The organism is Campylobacter sp. JMF_14 EL1, from assembly GCF_027737585.1.
GTDB lineage: Bacteria > Campylobacterota > Campylobacteria > Campylobacterales > Campylobacteraceae > Campylobacter_B.
Genome location: NZ_JAOVTW010000002.1, coordinates 232,735 through 254,646 on the forward strand (window position 1 = coordinate 232,735; position 21,912 = coordinate 254,646).

Consider the following 21,912-nt stretch of genomic DNA (forward strand, 5'->3'; position numbering starts at 1 on the left):
CATTTTATTTTTATTATTATTCGTAGATATTTAATTTCATTTAAAGAAGTGGAGTGTTATGGCAAGAAATAGTAAAAATGCTACTTCGGTTGTTGCAATCAACAAAGTCACGCAAACCATATTCGGTCTAAGTGAAAATGAAGTTTTTGAACACGATTTTTCTAAATCAAATCGTGCGAAAGAGACTTACATTTCTTATGTACCTTATAAGGATGTAATGACAACAACAGTCGAAATAAGCAAGACTGTCGCGGATGACGATTTGTTAGACACTATCGTCGTTAAGGTTTATGAGGAGCTAGGTCTTGACACTGCTCTGGATTATAAAATTACATATAGCGAAGTTATCGGTGCTAACAGCGATGATAGAGTATTTAATGTATTCGTCGTCGATAACACAAAATTAACTGCTGAATTTGATGCTATCGCAGCTCGCACAAATTACATCGATTATGTCGCTATGGCACCGTTTCTTTACGAAAATCTCTATGCTCGTGGAATTTTGACAAGAGACGGAATTGATTGTTTTGTTTATCTGCAAAGAGATGACGCGTTTTTGGTCGTCTATCAAAACGGTGAATATTTTCAATCAAGACAGCTTAGATACAATCTCAAATTCTTGCACGACAAATTTTCTGAATTGGTCGGAAATAGAATGGAAGAGGCTGAATTCTTTAAATTACTTGCAACACAAGGTATAAATTTAGAAAATCCAGCTGAGAGAGATTATATGATTCAAATTTTCGATGATATGTTCTACTATATCAACGATGTTTTGAATGGTATATCTAAGGTCTATAATATAAATATTCAAAGTATTTATATTGGCACAGATATCGGCAAAATCCCTGCTATCGAGGTTTTTGTAGAAAACAATCTAAAAATCGACTACAAAGATTTCAATTTTAGCGTAGCGATTAATGCGAAAGATTATCCGCTTACTCAACTAGATACTTTGATGTTTTTAGCTGGACAGCAATACTTGGCTGAGCCAGATGATGATCACAACTACTCACCATTTATGCGCCCACCACCATTAAATCAAAGATATAGCGGTAAATTGATTGGCTATATTTTAGGTGGTTTGTTACTTGGTGCTGCTTACCCTGCATATCAATTCGGCTATGGTTATTACAACAATATGATAGCTGATGAGAAAACAGTAGAGTATGAGGGGCTAGAATCAGAGCTTGTCCCTGCAAGAGCGCAAGTCAAAGAAGCAAAAGAAAAAACTGCCAAAGTCAAAGAGGAATTTGGCGTAAGAAATAAAGATTTAGGCGATCGCAGTAGTTTGATTAACGAAATTTTTAGTAAGAAAAATGAGTATGCTATGAAAGGTATGTCTGTATTTGACCTTACTAATATGATTGTTAAAAACAGAGGAAAATTGGTAAGAATAGGCAACGATGATAGAAATATCACCGTAGAAGTTCATACTAAAAATGACAAGCAAATGACAGAGTTGCTAGAAGATATAAGCCAAAAAGCAAAATATGGCGTATATACTGAAACAATCGTCTTGCAAGGCGTAGATGACAGTGTCGTCTATGATAGTAATATAAGTGTGGAGGTGCGCTAATGAGAAAAAAAGGTTCATTAGATCAAATTGATGAATGGTTTGCAGCCAAAGGCAATGGTGCCAACAACTACTTATATTTAGGTTTGATTTTGGCGATAGTTGTTGCTTATTTTGGATTGAGTACATATTCTACGCCTTATTTGGAAGAGAGCGAGAGCAATCTAGCTAGCGCTACCGAAAAACTAGAAAATTCTCAAAGAGAGTATGATACTGAGTTTAACGGCAATCCTACTGGCAAAGTTGCACAAGAAAGAGCTGTTTTAAAACGCGAAGAGACAAATTTGGAAAATGCTGTTAATAAAATCAACTATTTAGATGTAAAATTGACAGAGATTTCAAAGCTAACATACAATGAGAAGAACTGGGCTACCTTTATGGATAGTTTAACAACACTGGCCGAGAATAATAATATCAAAATTCATAGCATTACTAGCTCTAAAAAAGAGCCTAGTGCTAAAAATGTATTCAAGCCAGAAGCATTGTTGAATATCGATGTTAAATTCGAAGGTGCTTTTCAAAATGTTGTTAGATATGTAAATTTAATCGAACAATCAGAAATGATTGTAGATGTTAATAAGATGGATATCAATGGCACCGAGGAAGGTAAAATTGGTGGCACGGTTGGTATGTCTATCTGGGGAGTGAATTACAAATGAAAAAGATAATTTTATGTTCGTTTGTTTTGTCTAGTGTGCTTTTTGGAGCAGATGAGCCTAAGGGTCTATCTGATGAAGTAAGAGCATTTCAAGATAGATATAATGGTATGTTTTCTAACCTAAACAAGCCAAGGGTCGGTCTTAGTGATTCTCAAATCGCATCTTTGCCAGATCCGTTTTATCCGAGAGAGGCTAATACTGGTCCTGCTGAGCCTGTGGTGAAAAAAACAGAAGGTTTAGGTTATCAGTTACTTGGTATCATGGGCAATAAAGTTAAATTAAATGACAAATGGTATGGACTAGGTGATTATATCGGTTCATATAAGATTGTCCAAATAACTGGCAATAGTGTTATTGTTGCTAATAACGAAGATAATAAAATCGAATTAAAACTAAAACAAGGAAATCAAAATGTCACTATTACATACAAGTAAGAAACTTAGCTTAGCTGCTATGCTTGCATTATCGCTTGGTGTCACAGGTTTATCTGCTGCTTCAAACTGCGATAGAAAGGCTTTGAATATTAAGGTTAATGATGTTGTAACACTAAATGAAATGCTAACACAATTATCTGATATGTGTAGATTTTCTGTCGTTGCAAAAGATGCTATTGCGCAAGAGGAACTTGCAAAAGAGCTTCAAGGTGTTAGCATTAAAGATATGTCATTAAGAGAGGTTTTTGATTTATTGATCAAAGAAAACAACCTTAGCTATGATTACTCAAATGATGTTCTTAAAGTATCTGCATTAGAGACAAAAACATTTAAAGTAGATTATATCACTTCTGTAAGAGAGGGCATTGCTACTACGAAAGCCTCTGTTGATTCATCTCCTATTGAAACAGATGATTCTGGTGATGAAAAAGTAGATATCAATGATAATAAAATTACAACTATTGAAAAATTTGATTTCTGGGAAAAAATGAGTGAAGAAATCACTTCTATTTTAAATAACGGTACAGAGAAATATGTAGCCGTAGCTCCTATCATCAATCAAAATGCTGGTTTGGTAACAGTAACTGGTATGAAATCGCAAATCGCTCGTGTAGATAGATATATTCAAAGTATGCAAAAACGCCTTGGCAGACAGGTTTTGCTTGATGTAAATATTGTGTCTGTTGAGCTAAATAATGAATATACAACAGGTATTGATTGGAGTAAATTTCAACTAGGTTTTAATACTTATGTAAATGGTAACAGTTTGACTCCTACTACATATTCTATTACTAATGGTTATTCTGGCAAAGCTAGTGGCACTAATGGTGCTTGGACAATTGGCGCTAATTTAAATTTTAGCATTGATGGTATGATTAATTTCTTGGAAACCAAAGGCAAAACAAAGGTCGTATCTAGCCCTAAGGTTACAACTATGAACAATCAACCTGCTATCATTTCTGTCGGCGACACAATTAATTATGTGTTGATTAAATCGCGTGAGTCGGTAACTAGCTCAGAGGGCGATTCTGTCGATGTAGAACAAACACAATATTCTATTTTTGTTGGTATTTTATTGAATATTTTGCCTGAAATTTCAGATGATAATAGAGTTATGTTAAGAATTAATCCTTCTTTAAGTTCTTTAAAATATGCTGAGGATGAAAATAGACAAACAGATTCTGATGGTAATATTGTAGCAAGAACAATTGCTCCTGATACACTTCAAAAGAAACTTTCAAGTGTAGTTTGGGTTGATGATGGCGATACTGTAATTCTTGGCGGATTAATTGGCGGAACTAAATCTAAAAGAAATACAAGAGTTCCAGTTCTTGCAGAAATTCCTTTAATTGGAAATTTATTCAAGAGTACAGCTGATGTTGTTAGCACAACTGAGCTTATTTTCGTCGTAACTCCGCATATTATCGACAATACGGGCGCTCCTTTGGCTACATCGCTAAAAGAGCTTGGTTACTCAAAATCAATTTATGAAAAATAATGAGTAACACTTATACCTCTATTAAAGAGATATTTATCGAAGATAACGAAGTCTCAGACTTCGTTAATCTCGATAAATCAACTCTTGCATACCATAAAATTTTAAATGCCCTACAAAAACCGCTTAAACTGATTTTGTTTTATGGCAAACCGGGTTGCGGAAAGACCTTTTTGCTAAATAAAATCAAGGTCGATTTGGAAAAAAAGGTTAAAGTAGTTTTTATGCCACAGCCTTTTTTTGATGAAAAAGAGTTTTTTTTAGAACTTTATTCTCAAATTTTCCACTCTAACCCAGTTGCGCCAATCGATAACTATGAAAATTTTATGAGAGTTTATCGCGAAAGACTTGGGATTACAGGCGGAGGCGCAGCTGTGGAGCAGGTGGTAATCTTGCTCGATGAAGCTCAGCTTTATCCTGGAAATTTGATTGAAAAAATTAGATTAATGGCGGATTCTAGGTTATTTAAATTTTTATTTACAGTGCATAAAACAGACGAAGAAGATCGTCTTGCCAAAGATTATTTTAAAACCAGAATTTGGGAGAGTATAGAGCTACCAAACTCAAATTTAGGCGAGGTGAAGCTGTATATAGAAAAAAAATTGATTTTTCATGGTTTTCAGCAATATTATTTTATGTTTAGCGATGACAATTTCGATTTAATCCTAAATTTAACTGATGGAAATATGAGAAACATAAACAAATTAATGTATAAAATGTATGAGCTGTTTGAGTATTACGAGGCAAATAAGCCAACAGAGATTAGTTTTGCTCAAATCAATAATAAAATCATAGAAATGGCGGCCATTGGCACGGGGATAATCGATGCTTGAATTTTACGAAGTTAATGAATTAGAAAAAAATGGGAAGAATACAACAAAAACAAAAAGCAATTTTCCTTTTTGAAATCTAAGCCAAATTTTGTATTTAAATTTGACAAGACGATTTTAGGGCTTTTGGCTTTGATTTCTATCGCGATCGGCGCGATTTTTTGGTTGCTTAAAGATGACGACAAAGTTAGCATGGCTAGCATAAACGAAAATATCCAAAATGAACCTGTTATAAGCGATGTCGTGCCAAACCCTGCGCCGCAGGTCCAGCCTACCATAAATACTGCCCCGCAAACTGAGGTTGCCACGCAAAATAGTGAAATTTCGCGCGCAGATTATAATATCAGCGCCCCAGCAAACGATAGCAACCGAGCGCAAAATGTAGAACGCCCAAGCCTAAATATCAACGATGTGGGCGTGCTATCTAGCGAGGATTCTGGCGGTTTTAAGATCACAAACACATACGAAAATTCTGCCAATAACCAAAATTTTGCTAACCAAAATTTTGCAAACGGGGGATTTAATCAGGGTTTTAATCAGGCTAACAATGTGCCAAATTTTAACCCAAATGCTCAGAATTTCAATCAGCCGATGAAAAACGAGATTATTGATTTTGGTAAGGCTCCATTGCCGCCAAAACAAAATGTCGCTTCTAACGCGCCAGCCCCTGTAAATAGGGCTCCGATTAGCTCTCGTCTTGAAATTCGCACTTCAAATTTAAGCTCTGAGCGACAGAGTTTGGAGAGTAAATTTTATGCGACAAATAAAATCGAGTATTCACTTTCCTTGGCTGAGGAAGCTTATAATAAAAAAGATTATGACAATGCGATAAAATGGGCTTTAACATCAAATGAGATTGATAAAAACAATATTAATAGCTGGATAATTTTCGCCAAAGCTAATTATAAAAAAGGTCGCAAAGATGACGCTATTTACGCGCTAGAAACATTTAATTCTAAGGCTAAAAATGGCGAAATTGCGAATTTAATAAATCAAATTAAAAGCGGTGCGCTATGAGAGTATTTTTATTTTTAACGCTATTTTTGGGCTCTGTTTTTGCTGTCAATGTCGATGATGTGCGAAACTGGGATCAAATCGGTCAATATAATAGAATTTGCCAAGAAAGCGTTAGAAATCTCTTTATCGAGGAGCAAAACGAGGCGCTAGCGAACACTTACGCGAAAGCTTGCCTAAAAATGGATAGGGTAAATGAGCTAGTCGTGCCAATGGTAATGCTGTATAAAACGAAGGAAACTAGGGAAAATGCCTCTTTGTATTCGACCATAGTTTTCCAAAAGAAAATGCTTTATTTAGCGCTTTGCGACGGCGTGGATATTTCGTATATCAGAACGCCGAAGATTAATTATATTTTGTCTGAAATTTTTGATAAATTTGTAGAGAAAACATACACCAAAAAAGGCGATGCGTATGTTTTTACCCTAGATGACGGCGAAAAAGCCGAGCTTTTTATCAAAGAAGAAGAGGGAGTAAAAAAAATGGTGGTGGCAATCTATGCCGGTGAAAAACTTAGCTCGATTAAAATTTATTGGTGATTGATATGACAAAGATAGAAGAGCAGATTGTTTCAATTCTAATAAAAAATAATGTCCTAACCCAAGCTATCGTCCCTGAAATTCAGGAGAAAATGGATATTGGTTTGACCCTTGGCGAAGTTTTGGTCGGCGATAACTATTTAAGTCAAGAAAATTTTTGCTTGATTTTAGCTGAGCTTTACAAACGCAGACAGATTGATTACGAAGATGTTCGTGAGAAATTTTCAATCGATCAAAAAGAATTTTTGCAAGTTTTGGCTAAAAAGCAAAATTTAACCTATATGAATTTAGACGATGTTGATATCGATTTTAAACTATCTGAGCGCGCTCCGATGGCGCAACTTAAAAAATTTGGCGTAATTCCTGTAAGGGCGGACGATTTAAATATCTATGTTGCGTTTTCTGATCCGTTTAATATGGAAGCTCAGGATAGAATTCAAGCGATTTTTAACAAACACCTTCTAAAAATCGTTGTAGCCGATCCAAATCAAGTAAATAAATATATGTCTAAACTCGAACTTTCCGAGAGTATCAAAGATTTGGTCGCTACTATTAGAAAAGAGCTTGCTAGCACGGGCGGTAGTGGCACAGGCGATGATACATCTGCGATTTTGCAGCTTATCGAGATGATTGTAAAACAATCAATCATTATGCGCGGTAGCGATATTCACATCGAGCCTACTGAGAATAACTGCGTCGTGCGCACCAGAATTGACGGTATGTTGCAAGAAATTTTTATCTTTGATAAAGATATTTATCCGCCACTTGTGAGCCGTTTGAAACTACTTTCAAATATGGATATCGCAGAGCGTAGAAAGCCACAAGACGGTCGTTTTTCTATGACGATTTCTGGGCGCGAATACGATTTTCGTATCTCGACACTGCCTATTATCAATGGTGAATCAACCGTTATGCGTATTTTGGATAAATCTAAGGTTATCATTAGCCTTGAAAAGCTTGGTATGCACCCAGAAAGCTTTAAAAAATTTAGCAATGCAATGCACGCACCGTATGGCATTATCCTAGTTACTGGACCAACTGGTAGTGGTAAATCAACCACACTATATGCGGCACTAAACGATGTCAAAAGTGTCGATACAAAAATCATTACCGTTGAAGACCCTGTTGAGTATCAGGTAAATTTAATACAACAAGTCCATGTTAATGAAAAAGCAGGCCTTACATTTGCGTCGGCTTTGCGCTCGATTTTGCGTCAAGACCCTGATATTATAATGATCGGTGAGATTCGTGACCAAGAAACGCTTAGAATCGCGATTCAAGCGGCTCTTACTGGACACTTGGTCTTTTCTACACTACACACAAATGACGCTGTTAGTGCGATACCAAGAATTGTAGATATGGGAATTGAGAGTTACTTAATCAGTGGTGCGCTTATTGCGGTCGAGGCTCAACGCCTTGTGCGCAAGCTATGCCCGCACTGCAAACAACCGACAAATGTGCCAAAATCTATGCTCGATCAGTTAAAAGAATTTTTACCTGAGCAGTATAAATTTTTCAAAGCAGTTGGTTGTGATCAATGTGGTCAGACAGGCTATATGGGTCGTGAGATGATAAGTGAAATTTTGCCTATTACAGATCGTATGCAAAGCCTGATTGCAAATGGTGGCTCGAAAGACGATATGAGAGCTTTGGCGAAAGAGGAGGGCTTTATCGATATGTTTGAAGACGGCATTATTCGTGCAGCTCGTGGAGTAACAAGTATAGAAGAAATTTATAGGGTGGCTAAACAATGAAAGATTTAAATGTAAATATGAATGCTGGTGGAAAACGCCAGCAAATGCGACTAAAAGTCAATAACAAGGTCAATGCGAACAACCTAATGAAACAACGCTCAGGCGGTTCGATTTCTAGACGCGCTCAAACGCAAAATTTGGGTAATATCACAGGCGATTTTAAAACCCAAGTAAGTCGTTTAATGGGCGGTAGTGGCAAGGTAAAAACTCTGCCATTAGTTGCTGCTATTAGACAGCTTTCTGTTATGACAAATGCTGGTATTTCTATCCACGACTCTATTAAAGAGGTCGCAAGAGCGACAGAGGATAAGACGCTAAAAGGCATTTTTAGCGCGATGAACGACGACCTTAATGCAGGTCTTAGCCTGACTGAATCAGCGGAGAAATTCCGCCCACAACTAGGCGATGTCGTTGTAGCAATGGTAAGCCTTGGTGAGGCCACAGGTAATATGGCTGAATCACTTGCCAAGCTAGCTTCTATGCTTACTGAACTTTACGAAAACCAAAGAAAATTTAAAAAGGCTATGCGCTATCCTATGACTTTGATGATTGTTATGGCGATAGCATTTACGATTTTGATGATGTATGTTGTGCCTAAATTCCGCGAAATTTTCGAAGAGCTCGGCGCAGATTTGCCACTTCCTACAAGAATTTTGCTAGGAATTGAAAGTGCGCTTAGCAATTATGGTGGCTATATTTTGCTTGGTATCATCGTTACAATCGTGGGTCTTAAATGGCTCTATAAAAACAACGATCAGTTTAAAATCGGCTGGGATAGGGGAATTTTAAAGGTTTATTTGTTTGGTAAGATTATTTTCTACTCTACAATGTCACGCTTTATGCTTATTTTTACCGAGCTAGTTCGCGCTGGTATTCCTATCGCAGACGCCCTTGATACGGCTGTTTTGATGGTTGATAACCACACGCTAAAAGAAAAACTTTCAAGCGTTAAAATCGCTGTTCAACAAGGTGTTAGCCTAACAGAGGCTTTTGAGAATACTGGACTTTACGAGAGTATGCTTATTCAGATGATTAGCGCTGGTGAGCAGGCTGGTAACCTTGATAAAATGCTTGGAAATGTCGCTGATTATTACAAAGAGAAATTTGACGATATTATTGATAATATTTCTAGCTATGTTGAGCCGATTATGCTATTTTTCATGGCTGGTATGGTATTGCTACTCGCTCTTGGTATCTTTATGCCAATGTGGGATTTGGGAAAAGCTGTCAAAAGCTAAAACAAAATCCGCGTCCAAATCGGGCGCGGATTTATCTCAACTTCGTAAAATTCTAGTTTTCAAATAAAATTTTAACCTTAAATTTGCTAAAATTGCGCTTTTTATTTTCAAAGGATTTATCATAATAAAAGAAGTATATTTTATAATCGTCTCGGCTATAATTTTGTTTTTTGGATTTGCTACGATTGCGCCTGATTCGGCTCTTGTCGGCAGTGCTGGCAATGCGATTCGCTCGGTAAATTTAGGGCTTTTTGGTTATTTTTCATATATTTATCCGCTATTTTTACTCGGGCTTGTTTATATCGCGTATCGCTATTTTAGGGGATTTGATTTTAGATTTTTTGAATTTTGCATAGGCGTGATTTTGCTATTTTTCACCGTGCTTTTTGTGCAATCAAGCATTATCGGCGATAGTGGCGGAATCATCGGTAGCGTGGTCATAAATCAGCTAAGGCAGTTTGTGGGAAGTGTGGGGATTTGGATTTTTAATCTAACGCTTTTTGTCCTTTCGCTGGTGCTGATTTTCGAGGATAAGCTTACAAATATTATCAAAAATTCTTTTATCAAAGAGCAAACTAGCGAGGCAAAAAGTGAAATTTTGCGCGAACAAACTCGCCAAAGAGCTACTCGCGCGCAAACCGAGCTAAAACCAAAACCGCTTAAAAAAGATAGAGCTGAATTTAGCGAAAAGCAAGAGAGCAAAATCGAAAAATTTTTAACCGAGCAAAGCGATGATTTGGAGGGGGAAAATTTAGACTTAAATTCAGAAAAAGAGCCAAATTTACAAAATGAAATTTTAGAGCCAAATTTTAAAAAGTCAAATTCCAAAAAACCAGCTTCGCTAAAAAAAGTCGAGCATTTAAGCGAGGTTGCCGAAAACAAAAAACTTCTTGATGAGCTAGAAAAGGGCAAAATCGATAAACCGCAAAATTTCGCCCTCCCTCCACTTGATTTTTTGGAAAATCCGCCCAAAAAACAAAATATAATCGATGAGAGCGAAATAGATCAAAAAATCTTTGATTTGCTCGATAAACTTCGCAAATTTAAAATCGACGGCGATGTCGTTCGCACATACTCAGGTCCCGTGGTTACGACATTTGAGTTTCGCCCAGCAGCGCACATTAAGGTTAGTAAAATCCTAACCCTCCAAGATGATTTGGCTATGGCACTGCGCGCGCAGACGATCCGTATCCAAGCCCCGATTCCTGGCAAAGATGTCGTAGGTATCGAAATCCCAAATCAAGAGGCACAGACAATCTATTTGCGTGAAATTTTTGAAAGTGAGGTTTTTAAAACAGCTTCTAGTCCGCTTACTATGGCGCTTGGTAAGGATATCGTGGGTCAGCCTTTTGTCACAGATCTGAAAAAACTCCCACACCTACTCATCGCAGGAGGAACAGGAAGTGGTAAAAGTGTCGGCGTAAATGCCCTTATTTTAAGCCTTTTGTATAGAAATTCGCCAAAAACTCTGCGCCTAATAATGGTCGATCCAAAAATGGTTGAATTTAGACTTTATGAGGATATCCCGCACCTGCTAACACCGATTATTACTGAGCCCAAAAAAGCCATAACCGCCCTTGGAAATGTCGTGGCTGAAATGGAGCACAGATATCGCATAATGGCTGATAATAGGGTCAAAAATATCGAAAGTTATAATGCCAAAATTTCAAAAGAAAATGGCGAAATTTTGCCTTATATTGTGGTTGTGATAGATGAATTTGCCGACCTTATTATGACAGGTGGAAAAGAGGTCGAAACCAACATAGTGCTTTTAGCTCAAAAGGCAAGAGCATGCGGAATCCACCTCATCATAGCAACTCAACGCCCAAGCAAAGAGATTGTAACAGGCCTAATCAAAGCCAATATGCCAAGTCGCATTAGCTTTAAGGTTCGCTCATATACAGATAGTCGCATAATCCTCGATCAAATGGGATCTGAAAGCCTGATAGGGAAAGGTGATATGCTCTTTATGCCACCAAGTGGAAGCACTACGATTCGCTTGCATGCGCCATTTAGCACAGAAGATGAGATAAATGCCATAGCTGAGTATTTGCGTTCGCAAGAAAGCGTGGTTTATGATGAGAGATTTTTGGCTGAAAACGATAGCCAAAAAGAGGGCGCAGGTATGATAGATCCGCAAAATATGGAGCTTGACGAGCTGTTTGAAGAGGCGAAAAATATCATTTTAACCGAAGAAAAAACTTCGATTAGCTATCTGCAACGCCGTCTTAAAATCGGCTACAACCGCGCCGCTACAATCATCGAGCAGTTAGAGCAAATGGGAATTTTAAGCGAAGTTAATGCCAAAGGGCAAAGAGATATCATCAAATAAATTTGGCTAAATTTTGAAATTTAAATGGAGTAAAATTTGAGAACAGATCAGTGGCTGTTTTATTTCACGGTTGCATTAATCACCATAGGCATTGTATTTTCGCTATCATTGACCTCATATACCACGCTTGCAAGCGATACTGAGCCACTATATTTTTTCAAAAAACAATGGATATTTGGTATGTTTAGCATTTTCCTTATGTGGGGGCTTTCACAGTTTAACCCAGATAAGGTTTTAACGCCGTTTTGTATGGTTTTGTGGGTGGTATCTGGGCTAGTGATGATCTCAATGGGCTTCATGCCTAAATCAATCGTATCAGAGGTAAATGGAGCGGCTAGGTGGATAAAAATCGCAGGCATTAGTATCGCTCCGGTGGAATTTTTCAAAGTTGGCTTTATATATTTTTTGGCGTGGAGTTTCTCGCGCAAGATGAACCATACCAAAAAAACGGTTTGGCAAGAGATTAAAATTTGGGTTCCGTATGTCTTTCTTTTCGCGATTTTTGGCATAGTTATCGCCATAGGACAAAAAGATCTTGGTCAAGTCGCTGTTTTGGCTGCGACGATGATATGTATGTCGTTTTTCGCGGGAACTAGCATGAGACTAGTTGGCATAGTGGTGGGAATAATCGGCATTTTGGGTTATACCTTTATCGTCACTAGTCCGCACAGAATCGTGAGAATTCGCTCATGGTGGGCTGGCGTGCAAGACACTATCACTCCGTTTCTCTCCCCAGAAACAGCCGCTAAGGTTCGCGTAGATGATGCGAATATGCCTTACCAAGTCGGCCACTCGCTAAATGCCATAAACAACGGCGAGCTTTTGGGGGCTGGGCTAGGGCAGGGAAGCTTCAAGCTAGGCTATCTTAGCGAGGTGCATACTGACTTCGTGCTAGCTGGCATTGCCGAGGAAATCGGATTTTTTGGAATTCTTGGTGTTGTTTTGCTCTTTTCTGCGATGCTTGCTAGGGTCTTTCGCATAGCCTCAAAATCCGTAAATAGCGTATATTTTCTCTTTGGGCTTGGCATTGCTTTTATGCTATTTTTCTCATTTTGTCTAAATTCTTACGGAATTACTGGGTTAATACCTATGAAGGGTATCGCTGTGCCGTTTCTAAGCTATGGCGGAAGTCATGTCATAGCTGCTTCAATGGCGGTTGGGTTTATACTTATGATTAGCAAACGCGCAAATTTAAGGAGCTGAAAATGATAGCAATCAGTGGTGGCGGTACAGGCGGGCATTTAAGTATCGCAAAAAGTTTAGGCGCTGAGCTTAAAAATCGCGGAATAGGGGTGATTTTTATCGGTTCGACCAACGGCCAAGACAGAGCGTGGTTCGAAAATAGCGAAATTTTCGAGCGGGCGTATTTTTTGGAAAGCTCTGGCGTGGTAAATAAAAAAGGATTTAGTAAAATTTCATCGCTGATGAATATTTTAAAACTATCTTTGAAATGTCGTAAAATTTTCAAAAAAAACGGCGTAAAAGCCGTAATTAGCGTGGGCGGATACAGCTCGGCTCCGGCTTCGTTTGCGTCTTTGTTTTTTTTCAAGCCACTTTTTATCCACGAGCAAAACGCCATTTTAGGGAGGTTAAACGACCTTTTAGAGCCGTTTTGCAAGAAAATTTACAGCCCATATTCTAGGGAAAAATTCGAGCTTCCCACAGCCTGTGGTTGCGTGACGAAATTTACGCAGGATAATACCCAGTGCATAAGCGATAAATTCGACTATCCAGTAAGCGACATTTTTTTCGAAAAATCTAGAATTCGAAGCGAGGTAAAAACGATAATTTTCTTAGGCGGTTCGCAAGGGGCGAGTTTTATAAATACTCTTGCTTCAAATTTAGCGCCAAGGCTTACCAAAATGGGCTATGAGATTATTCATCAATGTGGCGAAAAAGAGTTTGAAAAATACAGCGAATTTTACAAAAACGCAAATTTAAATGTCGAGCTTGTGGGATTTAGCAAAAATTTGGTTGATTTGATCTCAAAGGCCGATTTGTGCGTAGGCAGAAGTGGTGCTAGCACTCTGTGGGAGCTCGTGGCAAACGGACTTCCTGCGATTTTCGTGCCGTTTCCGCACGCAGCAGGTGATCATCAATTCTACAATGCAAAATTTTTGCAAGATCTAAATTTATGCAAAATCGTGCGCCAAAATGAGGCTAGCGAGGATAAAATTTTGGATTTAATTCAAAATTTCGACGCTCCAAGTGCAAGTAGGGGGCTAGTAAATTTCAGCTCCAAAAACGGCGCAAAATCCATAATCGACGATATTCTAAGCCAAATTTAAAAACAAAATTTGGCTTAATATTGACAAAACTTAGCACTCGGTGCTATAATGTGCTAATTTTTAAACAAAATTCAATCCAAAGGACATTTTATGGCAAAGAAAAAATTCAAAACAGAGGTCAATGATTTATTAAATTTAATGATCCACTCGCTGTATTCAAACAAGGAAATTTTCCTTCGTGAGCTCGTATCTAACGCCTCAGACGCGCTTGATAAGCTAAATTATCTATGCCTTACCGATGAGGCTTACAAGGCTTTAAGCTACACGCCACGCATTGAAATTTCGCTCGATAGTGAGAATAAAATTTTAAAAATTTCAGATAATGGTATCGGTATGAACGAGGGTGAGTTAGAGACCAATCTAGGCACGATTGCGAGATCTGGCACAAAGGGATTTATGGCGAATTTGAGCGGAGATGCTGCCAAAGATAGCAACCTAATCGGGCAGTTTGGCGTGGGGTTTTATTCGGCGTTTATGGTCGCAGATAGTATCGATGTCATCTCGCGCAAAGCCCTTGAAGACGAGGCTTTCAAATGGTCATCGAACGCCGAAAACTACACAATCGAGCCTTGCGAAAAAGATAGCTTTGGCACTGATATAATCTTGCATTTAAAAGATGATGAATTTGCGAATTTAGCGCGATTAGAGGGCATTATCAAAAAATACTCAAACCATATCCCATACCCGATTTTTGGGCAAAAAGAGGAGTATATCCCTGGCGAGGACGGCGCGCAGGGTCATAGCGAGACCAAGGTTGTGCAGCTAAATTCAGCCAGTGCGCTTTGGCAACTGCCAAAATCATCGCTAAAACAGAGCGATTATGACGATTTTTATAAACAAATCAGCCACGATAGCGCGGATCCGCTATTTCATATACATACCAAAGCAGAGGGTGTGCATGAATACACTACGCTGTTTTATGTGCCATCAAACGAGCCGTTTGATTTATACCGCGTGGATTATCAAAGTGGCGTCAAACTCTATGTCAAGCGCGTATTTATCACAGATGACGCCAAAGAGCTTTTGCCTGTGTATTTGCGCTTTGTGCGTGGCGTGATAGATGTGGAGGATCTGCCACTAAATGTAAGCCGTGAAATTCTGCAAGAAAACCGCATTTTGGCCCATGTCAAGGAACAAAGTGTAAAGAAAATTTTAGGCGAATTAGCCAAAATGCTAAAAAACGACCGCGAAAAATATGAGAAATTTTACGCGCTTTTTGGCAAAGTGCTAAAAGAGGGCTTGTATGGATTCGGCCCTGATAAGGCTGAGATTAGCCACCTAGCGCTATTTAAGTCAAATTTGCGCGAGGGGCTAATCAGCCTAGATGAATACAAGGCTAAAATGAGCGAAAACGCGGAGCAAAAAGAGATTTATTTCATCACCGGCAAAGACGCGAAAATGCTGAAAAACTCGCCACTTTTGGAGGATTTTAACGCTAGGGGCGTGGAGGTTTTGCTCTGCGATGATGAGATCGACGCTGTGGTTATGCCGGGACTTTTCGAGTTTGACGGCACAGCAATCAAGAGCGTAACTAGCGTAAAAAGCACCGAGCAAAACGAAGAGCAAAGTGCGTGGGCGCTGGAAGTGGCAGCGAAATTTAAAGAGTGCTTGCAGGGCCTTGTAAAAGATGTGAAAATCTCCACTCGTCTGACAAACTCGCTTTCTTGCCTTGTCTTTGACGAGAGCGATCCAGACTACGCCACACAGCAAATTTTGCGCCAAATGGGGCAGACGAATTTGCCTGAGTTTAAGCCGATTTTGGAAATCAACGCAAAGCATGAAATCATCAAAAAGCTAGAAAATAATAAAACTATGATTGCTAGCGTGGCGCGTTTGGCTTTTGATTTGGCTAAACTCGGCGAGACCCAAAGCGTCGATGATCCGGGCGCTTTTATCGCTAATATCAACGAACTGGTCGCAAAAGCTCTGTAAAATTTGATTTTTGATTGAGCGTGGCGCACGGCTTGGGATTTAACCACGCTTTTTCGCTTGGAATTTTGATTGTGTTTTAATTCGTCGCGTTTTAGCTGGGAATTTAGCCGCGCTTTAAGCGTGGCTTTTGGCTGGGGGAATACTGCGCGCGAGGCGGTAAAAATCTCGCGCGCAGGCTGATTTGTGTAAAATTTGCTTTTTGATATTGTAAGGAGTTGTGAAACAGCGACGAAATTCTAGCGTAACAAAAATTCATTTTCTTTTTTGTTAATTTTTGATAAAATCCGCAATTTTATGTTATTGTCAAGTAATTGGCAATATTTATGAAAATGGAGAACTTTCAAAATGAAAGAAAAAAATTACAAAAAAATAAACAAAACAAAACATAAAGAAGGATTAGAAGAAAATGAACATCTTGAAAATGAAGAACATTTTAATTTAACTGGTATGAATGAAAATGACTTCATAAAGACTATTGGACATTTTCTTTATTCATCTGATGATTTTACAAAAAATAAAAATAGAAAGGATTAAAAATGTTAATCACACCTTTTGTTGAGGAATTTTTAATGGTAGGCTACGCAAATGGCGAAATAGAAGTAATACACAATTACTCAGGGAAAGCTATAAGTAGCCACCTAACATCTGCTCTTGTATGTTACTACCCTGTTGACAAATTTCACTTAATGGAAGCACTAAGAGAGTATCTGGATACTTGTGTCATACATAGTAGATTAACCCCATCTGAGATACGACAGCTGGAAATCTTCTATAGCCAACTTCTAAATTGCCACGAAGATAGGATAGGTATTGACAAAATTTATTACTAAGGCAAATAAAAGGGATAAATATGCAAAATAATTTACAAATATGGAAAGAACATTTAGATAGTAATCAAGCATTCACTACACCATTACCTGAAATTATTGCAGATATGGTAAAAACTATTCCGAATGATGAAATTCCACAAAAGATGAAATTATTAATGGCTGTAAATGAAATAGTTTTATTTACAGCCCAATTTCATAGAAATATTCAACATCCTAATGGTTCTTTGATACCCATCAATAGCATCTCTTTCATATTTGCTCCAAGTGGAGTATCGTAGGGTGGGCATCCTTGCCCACCATAATGATAAAACAAATGCGTTAAATTCAGTCCTGCACGCAGATTTCTTTTTTGATTAGCCCTTGTATCGTGTGATATCCGACAATAGCTATCAAAACGCACAAAAGGCAAAACATACCAAGCCCAAGGCGCGCAAACCACACTTCCGCGCTTAAAAAATACGCCTTCATAAAGGCAATGCACCCAGCCGCTGTCGGGAAAGTGAAAGCCCACCACGATAGGAAAAATTTAAGCCCAAAAAAGCTTTTTGCCATGAAAAATATCAAAAGTGTGAAAAATAGCACCAAATTTATCAAAATTTTAGCGAGCATATCAAACTCGCCGCCGATGTTGATATAGCCCAGAAACGCCACAGACGGGGGCGCAATCATTATAAAAAGCGTTGGGACGAATTTTTGTGCGAGCTGGTCGTGAAAAATAATGCGGTAAAAAACAATGCTAAAAAGCACAATCCAAAAGAAAATCCCAATGCTAAAAAAATACCACAGATATTCGCCCTTTTCGCTCGCGGCGATGACTACGATGAGATTGCCCACAATCGGGATAAACCACGCTGGATTTGAGTGGGTGATGAGCATGTTTTTTTGTATCCAAAACGAAATGATATAAAGCGTCAAAAACGCATGAAATATCATCGCCACGCCGTAAAATGCGCTATGAAGCGCGCTAATATCGTTAAATGCAATGGCTAGTAAAAGCAGGCTAATCGAAAATGTGGCAAAAAAACTTAGCTTGATTGGGTGGGTAAATTCTGCCTGCACAGCGCGCGGAAATTTGATGATTTTTGCCGTGTAAAACGCCGAAATTAGCGCAAACACGCCAAGGGCGAAAAATCGCAAAATTTCAAATATAAAATGTGGCGCACCATAGGCCTCGCTAATGGCGCGATAAGCGATACTAAGCCCGCCAAGCCCCATTGTCACGGCAAAAAATATAATCGGGAAATTTGAGAGTTTGGAGATATTTTCGTTTTTTAGATTCATTTTAGCCTCGATGAATTTCAAATTTTTTAAAACGGCGCGAATTTTAGCAAAATTTGGTGCCATAAATTCTTACAATTATAAATTAAAACTGAAATTTATAAAATTTTAAGTTTTATTAAGCGCGAAAAAAGTAAAATAATCGATTTTTAACAAATTCGAGGCAGATTAAGGCGGACAAAATGGAAAATTTTATCAAAATCGTAACCGACATAAACTCATTTATCTGGGGACCATACTTTCTCATAGCCCTTCTTTGCGGGACCGGCGTGTATTTTACAATCAGATTAAAATTCGTTCAAATTTTAAAATTTAAGCTTGCCGGAAATAGACTTTTGGGCGATTTTTCGCTCCATGGCAAAAAGGCGGGCAAACACGGTATGAGCTCGTTTCAGGCGATTTCGACCGCGATTGCGGCGCAGGTTGGCACGGGCAATCTAGTTGGAGCTTCGACTGCGCTGATTATGGGCGGACCTGGGGCGATTTTTTGGATGTGGTTGGCTGCGTTTTTTGGTATGGCGACAAATTTTGCCGAAATTTGCCTAGCTCAAATTTATCGCTCAAAGGATAAAAGTGGTCATATTATAGGTGGTCCTGCGTTTTATATTTCGCGCGGTATTGGCGGGAAATTTGGCAAAATTTTGGCCGTGGTTTTTGCCATAGCGATAATCTTAGCGCTTGGTTGCATGGGAAATATGGTGCAAGCAAACGCCATTTCAGACGGATTTAGCAAGGCTTTTAATATCGACAAGGTCTATATCGGCGAAATTTTGGCTGTGGTTTGCGCGATAATCTTTATCGGCGGTGTCAGGGCAATCGCGCGCGTAGCCGAAAAGGTCGTGCCACTTATGGCGATTTTATACATTTTGGTGGGATTTAGCATAATCTGCGCTAATATCTCCGAGCTTCCTGGCGCTATTTCGCTGATTTTCAAGGCTGCCTTTGATCCAAGTGCTGCGTGGGGCGGTGCGACGGGAGCGAGTATCGCTATGGCTATGAGATATGGCGTGGCTAGGGGATTATTTAGCAACGAAGCTGGTATGGGCTCTACCCCTCACGCTCACGCAGCTGCCAATGTCGCTCACCCAGTCGATCAAGCCATGCTAGGCATTATGAGCGTTTTTATAGATACATTTATCGTGCTAAATATCACGGTTTTTGTGATACTGACCTCGGGCGTGGTGGAGTTTGGGGCTGATGGCAAGGCTGTATTTAGCGGGATTGCACTCGTGCAAGAGGCTTTTTCGTCGAATTTTTTGGGCAGGGAGCTTGGATATAGCTTCGTGGCGATTTGTCTTTTGTTTTTCGCATTTACCACGATTATGGGCTGGTATTATTTCGCTGAGATAAATATCCGCTATCTGCTTGGACCAAAAGGGGTGAAATTTCTGCAACTTTTGGTTATCGGCTTTGTTTTTATGGGCTCACTGCTTAAAATCGACCTTGTTTGGGAGCTAGCCGATCTTTTCAACGGCCTTATGGTGATTCCAAACCTGATTGCGATTTTGCTTTTAAGTGGGATTGTAGTGCGCTTACTGCGGGATTTTGACGCGGGTAAGGCATACAACGCCAGCGATTATATTAAAGGCTAAATTTCAGCGTTAAATAATTAAATTTAGGTAAAATCGTAAGTTATTTTACGATTAGGAATTTTTATGTTTTTACATACTTTTCACCAAAAAAGTATTAAAGAAAAATTAGATTATTTAGCGGATTTGGGGCAAATCGACAAGGCTACATACGATAAAATTTTAAAATTTTACGCCCTCGATAGCGAGGGGCAAATTTCAGCCCTAATCAAAATGCAAAGCGCAACCAATAAAGTTTTATGGAGCGTTAAAAAAATAGATTCTTACAGGATCGAACCAGACGGGGCAATGCGCTATAATGGCGAATTCGTCGATGTCAGGCGCGCGGTTTTAAGTAGCGCGGATATGAAGGCAAAAGATTTTTACGAAAACTCACAAAACAAAGTCGCAACCCATGAGCAAAGTAGCAATAAATTTTGGAAAAAATTTGTTATTTGGTCGGTGGTGTGGGCTTTGGTTTTAATTTTTCTTGTATATTTAATCTCAAATTAAAGGATAAAAAATGTGTAAAGATTGCGGATGTTCTATCGCAGGACACACTCACAGCCACACGCACTCTGACGGGGTTACGCACACTCACGAGCATAATCACGCTCATGCTCACTCTCATGGGCATGCGCACGAGCACGAGCATGGCGAAATTCACGGCGACCACGCACACCCTGTGCTAAATGATAAAAAAACCGTTGAAGTAATCACGAAAATTCTATCAGCCAATGACGCCGAAGCAGCGCATATCAGAGAGCATTTCGACGAGGACGGAATTTTATGCGTAAATTTGATGAGTAGCCCGGGAAGTGGCAAAACAACGCTACTAGAAGCCACTATCAAAAGCGGTAAATTTAAAATCGGCGTAATCGAGGGCGATTTAGAAACTAACCGCGACGCCGATCGCGTATTGCAAGCAGGCGCACGCGCTCATCAAATCACCACAGGCCAAGCATGTCATTTAGACGCATTTATGGTGCATGAGGGGCTTCATCACCTCGATACCACTGGGCTTGATTTGGTTTTCATCGAAAATGTCGGAAATCTCGTCTGCCCTGCAAGCTACGATGTCGGCGCACACGCAAATGTCGTGCTTCTAAGCGTAACTGAGGGAAGCGACAAGGTCGCAAAATACCCTGTTATGTTTAGGGCTGCGGATTTAGTCGTGGTAACCAAACACTCGTTAATCGAGCATTTTGATTTTAGCGTCGAAGAGGTAGTCAAAGAGGTGCGAAAACTAAATCCAAAAGCCACTGTAATCGCCCTAGATAGCAAAACTGGCGAGGGCGTGGATAAGTGGCTAAAATTTTTGGAATTTAAAAAGGAATTTAGATAATGTGCCTTTCAATCCCGTCAAAAGTGATTTCAATAGATGAAAATAATTTCGCGACCGTCGAAACGCTAGGTGTAAAGCGTGGCGTGAGCTTGGATCTGATTTCTGAGCCAGTTAGCGTTGGGGATTTCGTGCTTATTCATGTGGGCTTTGCGATGGAAAAAATCGACACAGCCGTTGCCTTAGAGAGCCTGAAAATTTACGAACAAATCGCCGAAGAGATGAATAGTGGCGAAATTTCGGCAGATGAGGGCGATATGGGGCTAGCGAATTTCAAAGGCTAAATTTTGCGTAGAATTGATAGAGCTTTAAGCGTTAGTGAGGCTTACGAAATAATCGATAATGCCGAATATGCCGTGTTTTCATGCGTGAGGGATAATGGAGAAATTTTTTCAATCCCGCTTTCAATCGTGCGTGAAAATGACAGCATTTTTATTCACGGCGCGACAAAAGGAAGCAAAGCTGAACTTTTCACTGGCGGACGCGATGTGAGCGTGGTTTGTGTCAGTTTCAACGCTGTGCCAAATTTAAACGACGCCGAATTTGAAGCGATAAAAGATAATTCAAAAGAGCTCGGAAATAGGGTTTTTACGACCGAATACAAAAGCGTTGTCGCAAAAACAAAAGCCTATGAAATCACAGACAAAAACGCCAAATTAGAGGCTTTGCGAATTCTTAGCGCTAAATACTGCGCGAAATTTATGGACGCTTTCGAGACAGCGGCTTTGGGTGCGTTAAGTCATACTAAAATTTATGAATTTAAAATTTACGAGATGACAGCGAAAGCGAAAATTTTAAAATAA

General features: G+C 39.1%; 21 protein-coding genes. 20 read left to right on the forward strand and 1 reads right to left on the reverse strand.

Annotated elements, in window-relative coordinates; translation table 11 throughout:
• Positions 1 to 58: 58 nt before the first annotated feature.
• From OFN73_RS04670 to OFN73_RS04740, 15 genes are all read left to right on the forward strand, one after another.
• On the forward strand, positions 59 to 1,579 hold the full coding sequence (locus OFN73_RS04670) for a hypothetical protein (protein ID WP_270862438.1): 1,521 nt from the start codon (positions 59 to 61) through the stop codon (positions 1,577 to 1,579).
• Positions 1,579 to 2,235 (forward strand): type 4a pilus biogenesis protein PilO, encoded by a 657-nt coding sequence (pilO, locus tag OFN73_RS04675; protein WP_270862439.1) that lies wholly within the window; start codon positions 1,579 to 1,581, stop codon positions 2,233 to 2,235. The genes OFN73_RS04670 and pilO overlap by 1 nt, the downstream gene beginning before the upstream one ends.
• Entirely contained in the window at positions 2,232 to 2,669 is a 438-nt protein-coding gene (locus OFN73_RS04680; protein WP_270862440.1) for a hypothetical protein, read from the forward strand. The genes pilO and OFN73_RS04680 overlap by 4 nt, the downstream gene beginning before the upstream one ends.
• Entirely contained in the window at positions 2,647 to 4,167 is a 1,521-nt protein-coding gene (gene mshL / locus OFN73_RS04685) for a pilus (MSHA type) biogenesis protein MshL (RefSeq protein WP_270862441.1), read from the forward strand. The genes OFN73_RS04680 and mshL overlap by 23 nt, the downstream gene beginning before the upstream one ends.
• Positions 4,167 to 4,997 carry an ATP-binding protein gene (locus tag OFN73_RS04690; RefSeq protein ID WP_270862442.1) on the forward strand — a complete coding sequence of 277 codons (831 nt, stop codon included), beginning with the start codon at positions 4,167 to 4,169 and terminating at the stop codon, positions 4,995 to 4,997. Before mshL ends, OFN73_RS04690 begins: the two co-directional genes overlap by 1 nt.
• A 69-nt stretch (positions 4,998 to 5,066) precedes the next feature.
• Positions 5,067 to 6,011, forward strand: a complete 945-nt coding sequence (locus OFN73_RS04695) for a tetratricopeptide repeat protein (protein WP_270862443.1) — start codon at positions 5,067 to 5,069, stop codon at positions 6,009 to 6,011.
• Entirely contained in the window at positions 6,008 to 6,547 is a 540-nt protein-coding gene (locus OFN73_RS04700) for a hypothetical protein (RefSeq protein WP_270862444.1), read from the forward strand. The genes OFN73_RS04695 and OFN73_RS04700 overlap by 4 nt, the downstream gene beginning before the upstream one ends.
• A gap of 5 nt (positions 6,548 to 6,552) precedes the next feature.
• Complete coding sequence (locus OFN73_RS04705) at positions 6,553 to 8,301, forward strand: GspE/PulE family protein (protein WP_270858769.1); 1,749 nt, start codon at positions 6,553 to 6,555, stop codon at positions 8,299 to 8,301.
• Positions 8,298 to 9,539: a type II secretion system F family protein gene (locus OFN73_RS04710; protein WP_270862445.1), complete on the forward strand. Its 1,242-nt coding sequence runs from the start codon at positions 8,298 to 8,300 to the stop codon at positions 9,537 to 9,539. The genes OFN73_RS04705 and OFN73_RS04710 overlap by 4 nt, the downstream gene beginning before the upstream one ends.
• Before the next feature lie 160 nt (positions 9,540 to 9,699).
• Positions 9,700 to 11,871 (forward strand): FtsK/SpoIIIE family DNA translocase, encoded by a 2,172-nt coding sequence (locus tag OFN73_RS04715; RefSeq protein WP_270862527.1) that lies wholly within the window; start codon positions 9,700 to 9,702, stop codon positions 11,869 to 11,871.
• Positions 11,872 to 11,907: 36 nt separating this feature from the next.
• Positions 11,908 to 13,074 (forward strand): FtsW/RodA/SpoVE family cell cycle protein, encoded by a 1,167-nt coding sequence (locus tag OFN73_RS04720; RefSeq protein ID WP_270862446.1) that lies wholly within the window; start codon positions 11,908 to 11,910, stop codon positions 13,072 to 13,074.
• Between the two features lie 2 nt (positions 13,075 to 13,076).
• The gene (gene murG, locus OFN73_RS04725; protein WP_270862447.1) at positions 13,077 to 14,159 is read left to right on the forward strand and encodes an undecaprenyldiphospho-muramoylpentapeptide beta-N-acetylglucosaminyltransferase; all 1,083 of its coding nucleotides are present in this window, start codon (positions 13,077 to 13,079) and stop codon (positions 14,157 to 14,159) included.
• A gap of 90 nt (positions 14,160 to 14,249) precedes the next feature.
• Positions 14,250 to 16,091, forward strand: coding sequence for a molecular chaperone HtpG (gene htpG, locus OFN73_RS04730; protein ID WP_270862448.1), 1,842 nt, complete (start codon positions 14,250 to 14,252; stop codon positions 16,089 to 16,091).
• A 345-nt stretch (positions 16,092 to 16,436) separates the two neighbouring features.
• Positions 16,437 to 16,625 carry a hypothetical protein gene (locus OFN73_RS04735; protein WP_270862449.1) on the forward strand — a complete coding sequence of 63 codons (189 nt, stop codon included), beginning with the start codon at positions 16,437 to 16,439 and terminating at the stop codon, positions 16,623 to 16,625.
• Between the two features lie 316 nt (positions 16,626 to 16,941).
• Positions 16,942 to 17,199 carry a hypothetical protein gene (locus OFN73_RS04740; RefSeq protein WP_270862450.1) on the forward strand — a complete coding sequence of 86 codons (258 nt, stop codon included), beginning with the start codon at positions 16,942 to 16,944 and terminating at the stop codon, positions 17,197 to 17,199.
• Positions 17,200 to 17,245: 46 nt separating this feature from the next.
• Here the strand turns inward: OFN73_RS04740 and OFN73_RS04745 are convergent, their stop codons facing one another.
• Positions 17,246 to 18,265, reverse strand: coding sequence for an SLAC1 anion channel family protein (locus OFN73_RS04745; protein ID WP_270862451.1), 1,020 nt, complete (start codon positions 18,263 to 18,265; stop codon positions 17,246 to 17,248).
• Positions 18,266 to 18,381: 116 nt separating this feature from the next.
• Here OFN73_RS04745 and OFN73_RS04750 point away from each other — a divergent pair, with 116 nt between their 5' ends.
• The 5 genes from OFN73_RS04750 (at position 18,382) to OFN73_RS04770 (ending at position 21,912) form a co-directional block, all read left to right on the forward strand.
• Positions 18,382 to 19,791, forward strand: a complete 1,410-nt coding sequence (locus OFN73_RS04750; protein ID WP_270862452.1) for an alanine/glycine:cation symporter family protein — start codon at positions 18,382 to 18,384, stop codon at positions 19,789 to 19,791.
• Between the two features lie 63 nt (positions 19,792 to 19,854).
• On the forward strand, positions 19,855 to 20,280 hold the full coding sequence (locus OFN73_RS04755) for a hypothetical protein (protein ID WP_270858782.1): 426 nt from the start codon (positions 19,855 to 19,857) through the stop codon (positions 20,278 to 20,280).
• A gap of 10 nt (positions 20,281 to 20,290) precedes the next feature.
• Entirely contained in the window at positions 20,291 to 21,112 is an 822-nt protein-coding gene (hypB, locus tag OFN73_RS04760) for a hydrogenase nickel incorporation protein HypB (RefSeq protein ID WP_270862453.1), read from the forward strand.
• Complete coding sequence (locus OFN73_RS04765; protein ID WP_270862454.1) at positions 21,112 to 21,393, forward strand: HypC/HybG/HupF family hydrogenase formation chaperone; 282 nt, start codon at positions 21,112 to 21,114, stop codon at positions 21,391 to 21,393. Before hypB ends, OFN73_RS04765 begins: the two co-directional genes overlap by 1 nt.
• A 3-nt stretch (positions 21,394 to 21,396) precedes the next feature.
• Positions 21,397 to 21,912, forward strand: coding sequence for a pyridoxamine 5'-phosphate oxidase family protein (locus OFN73_RS04770; RefSeq protein WP_270862455.1), 516 nt, complete (start codon positions 21,397 to 21,399; stop codon positions 21,910 to 21,912).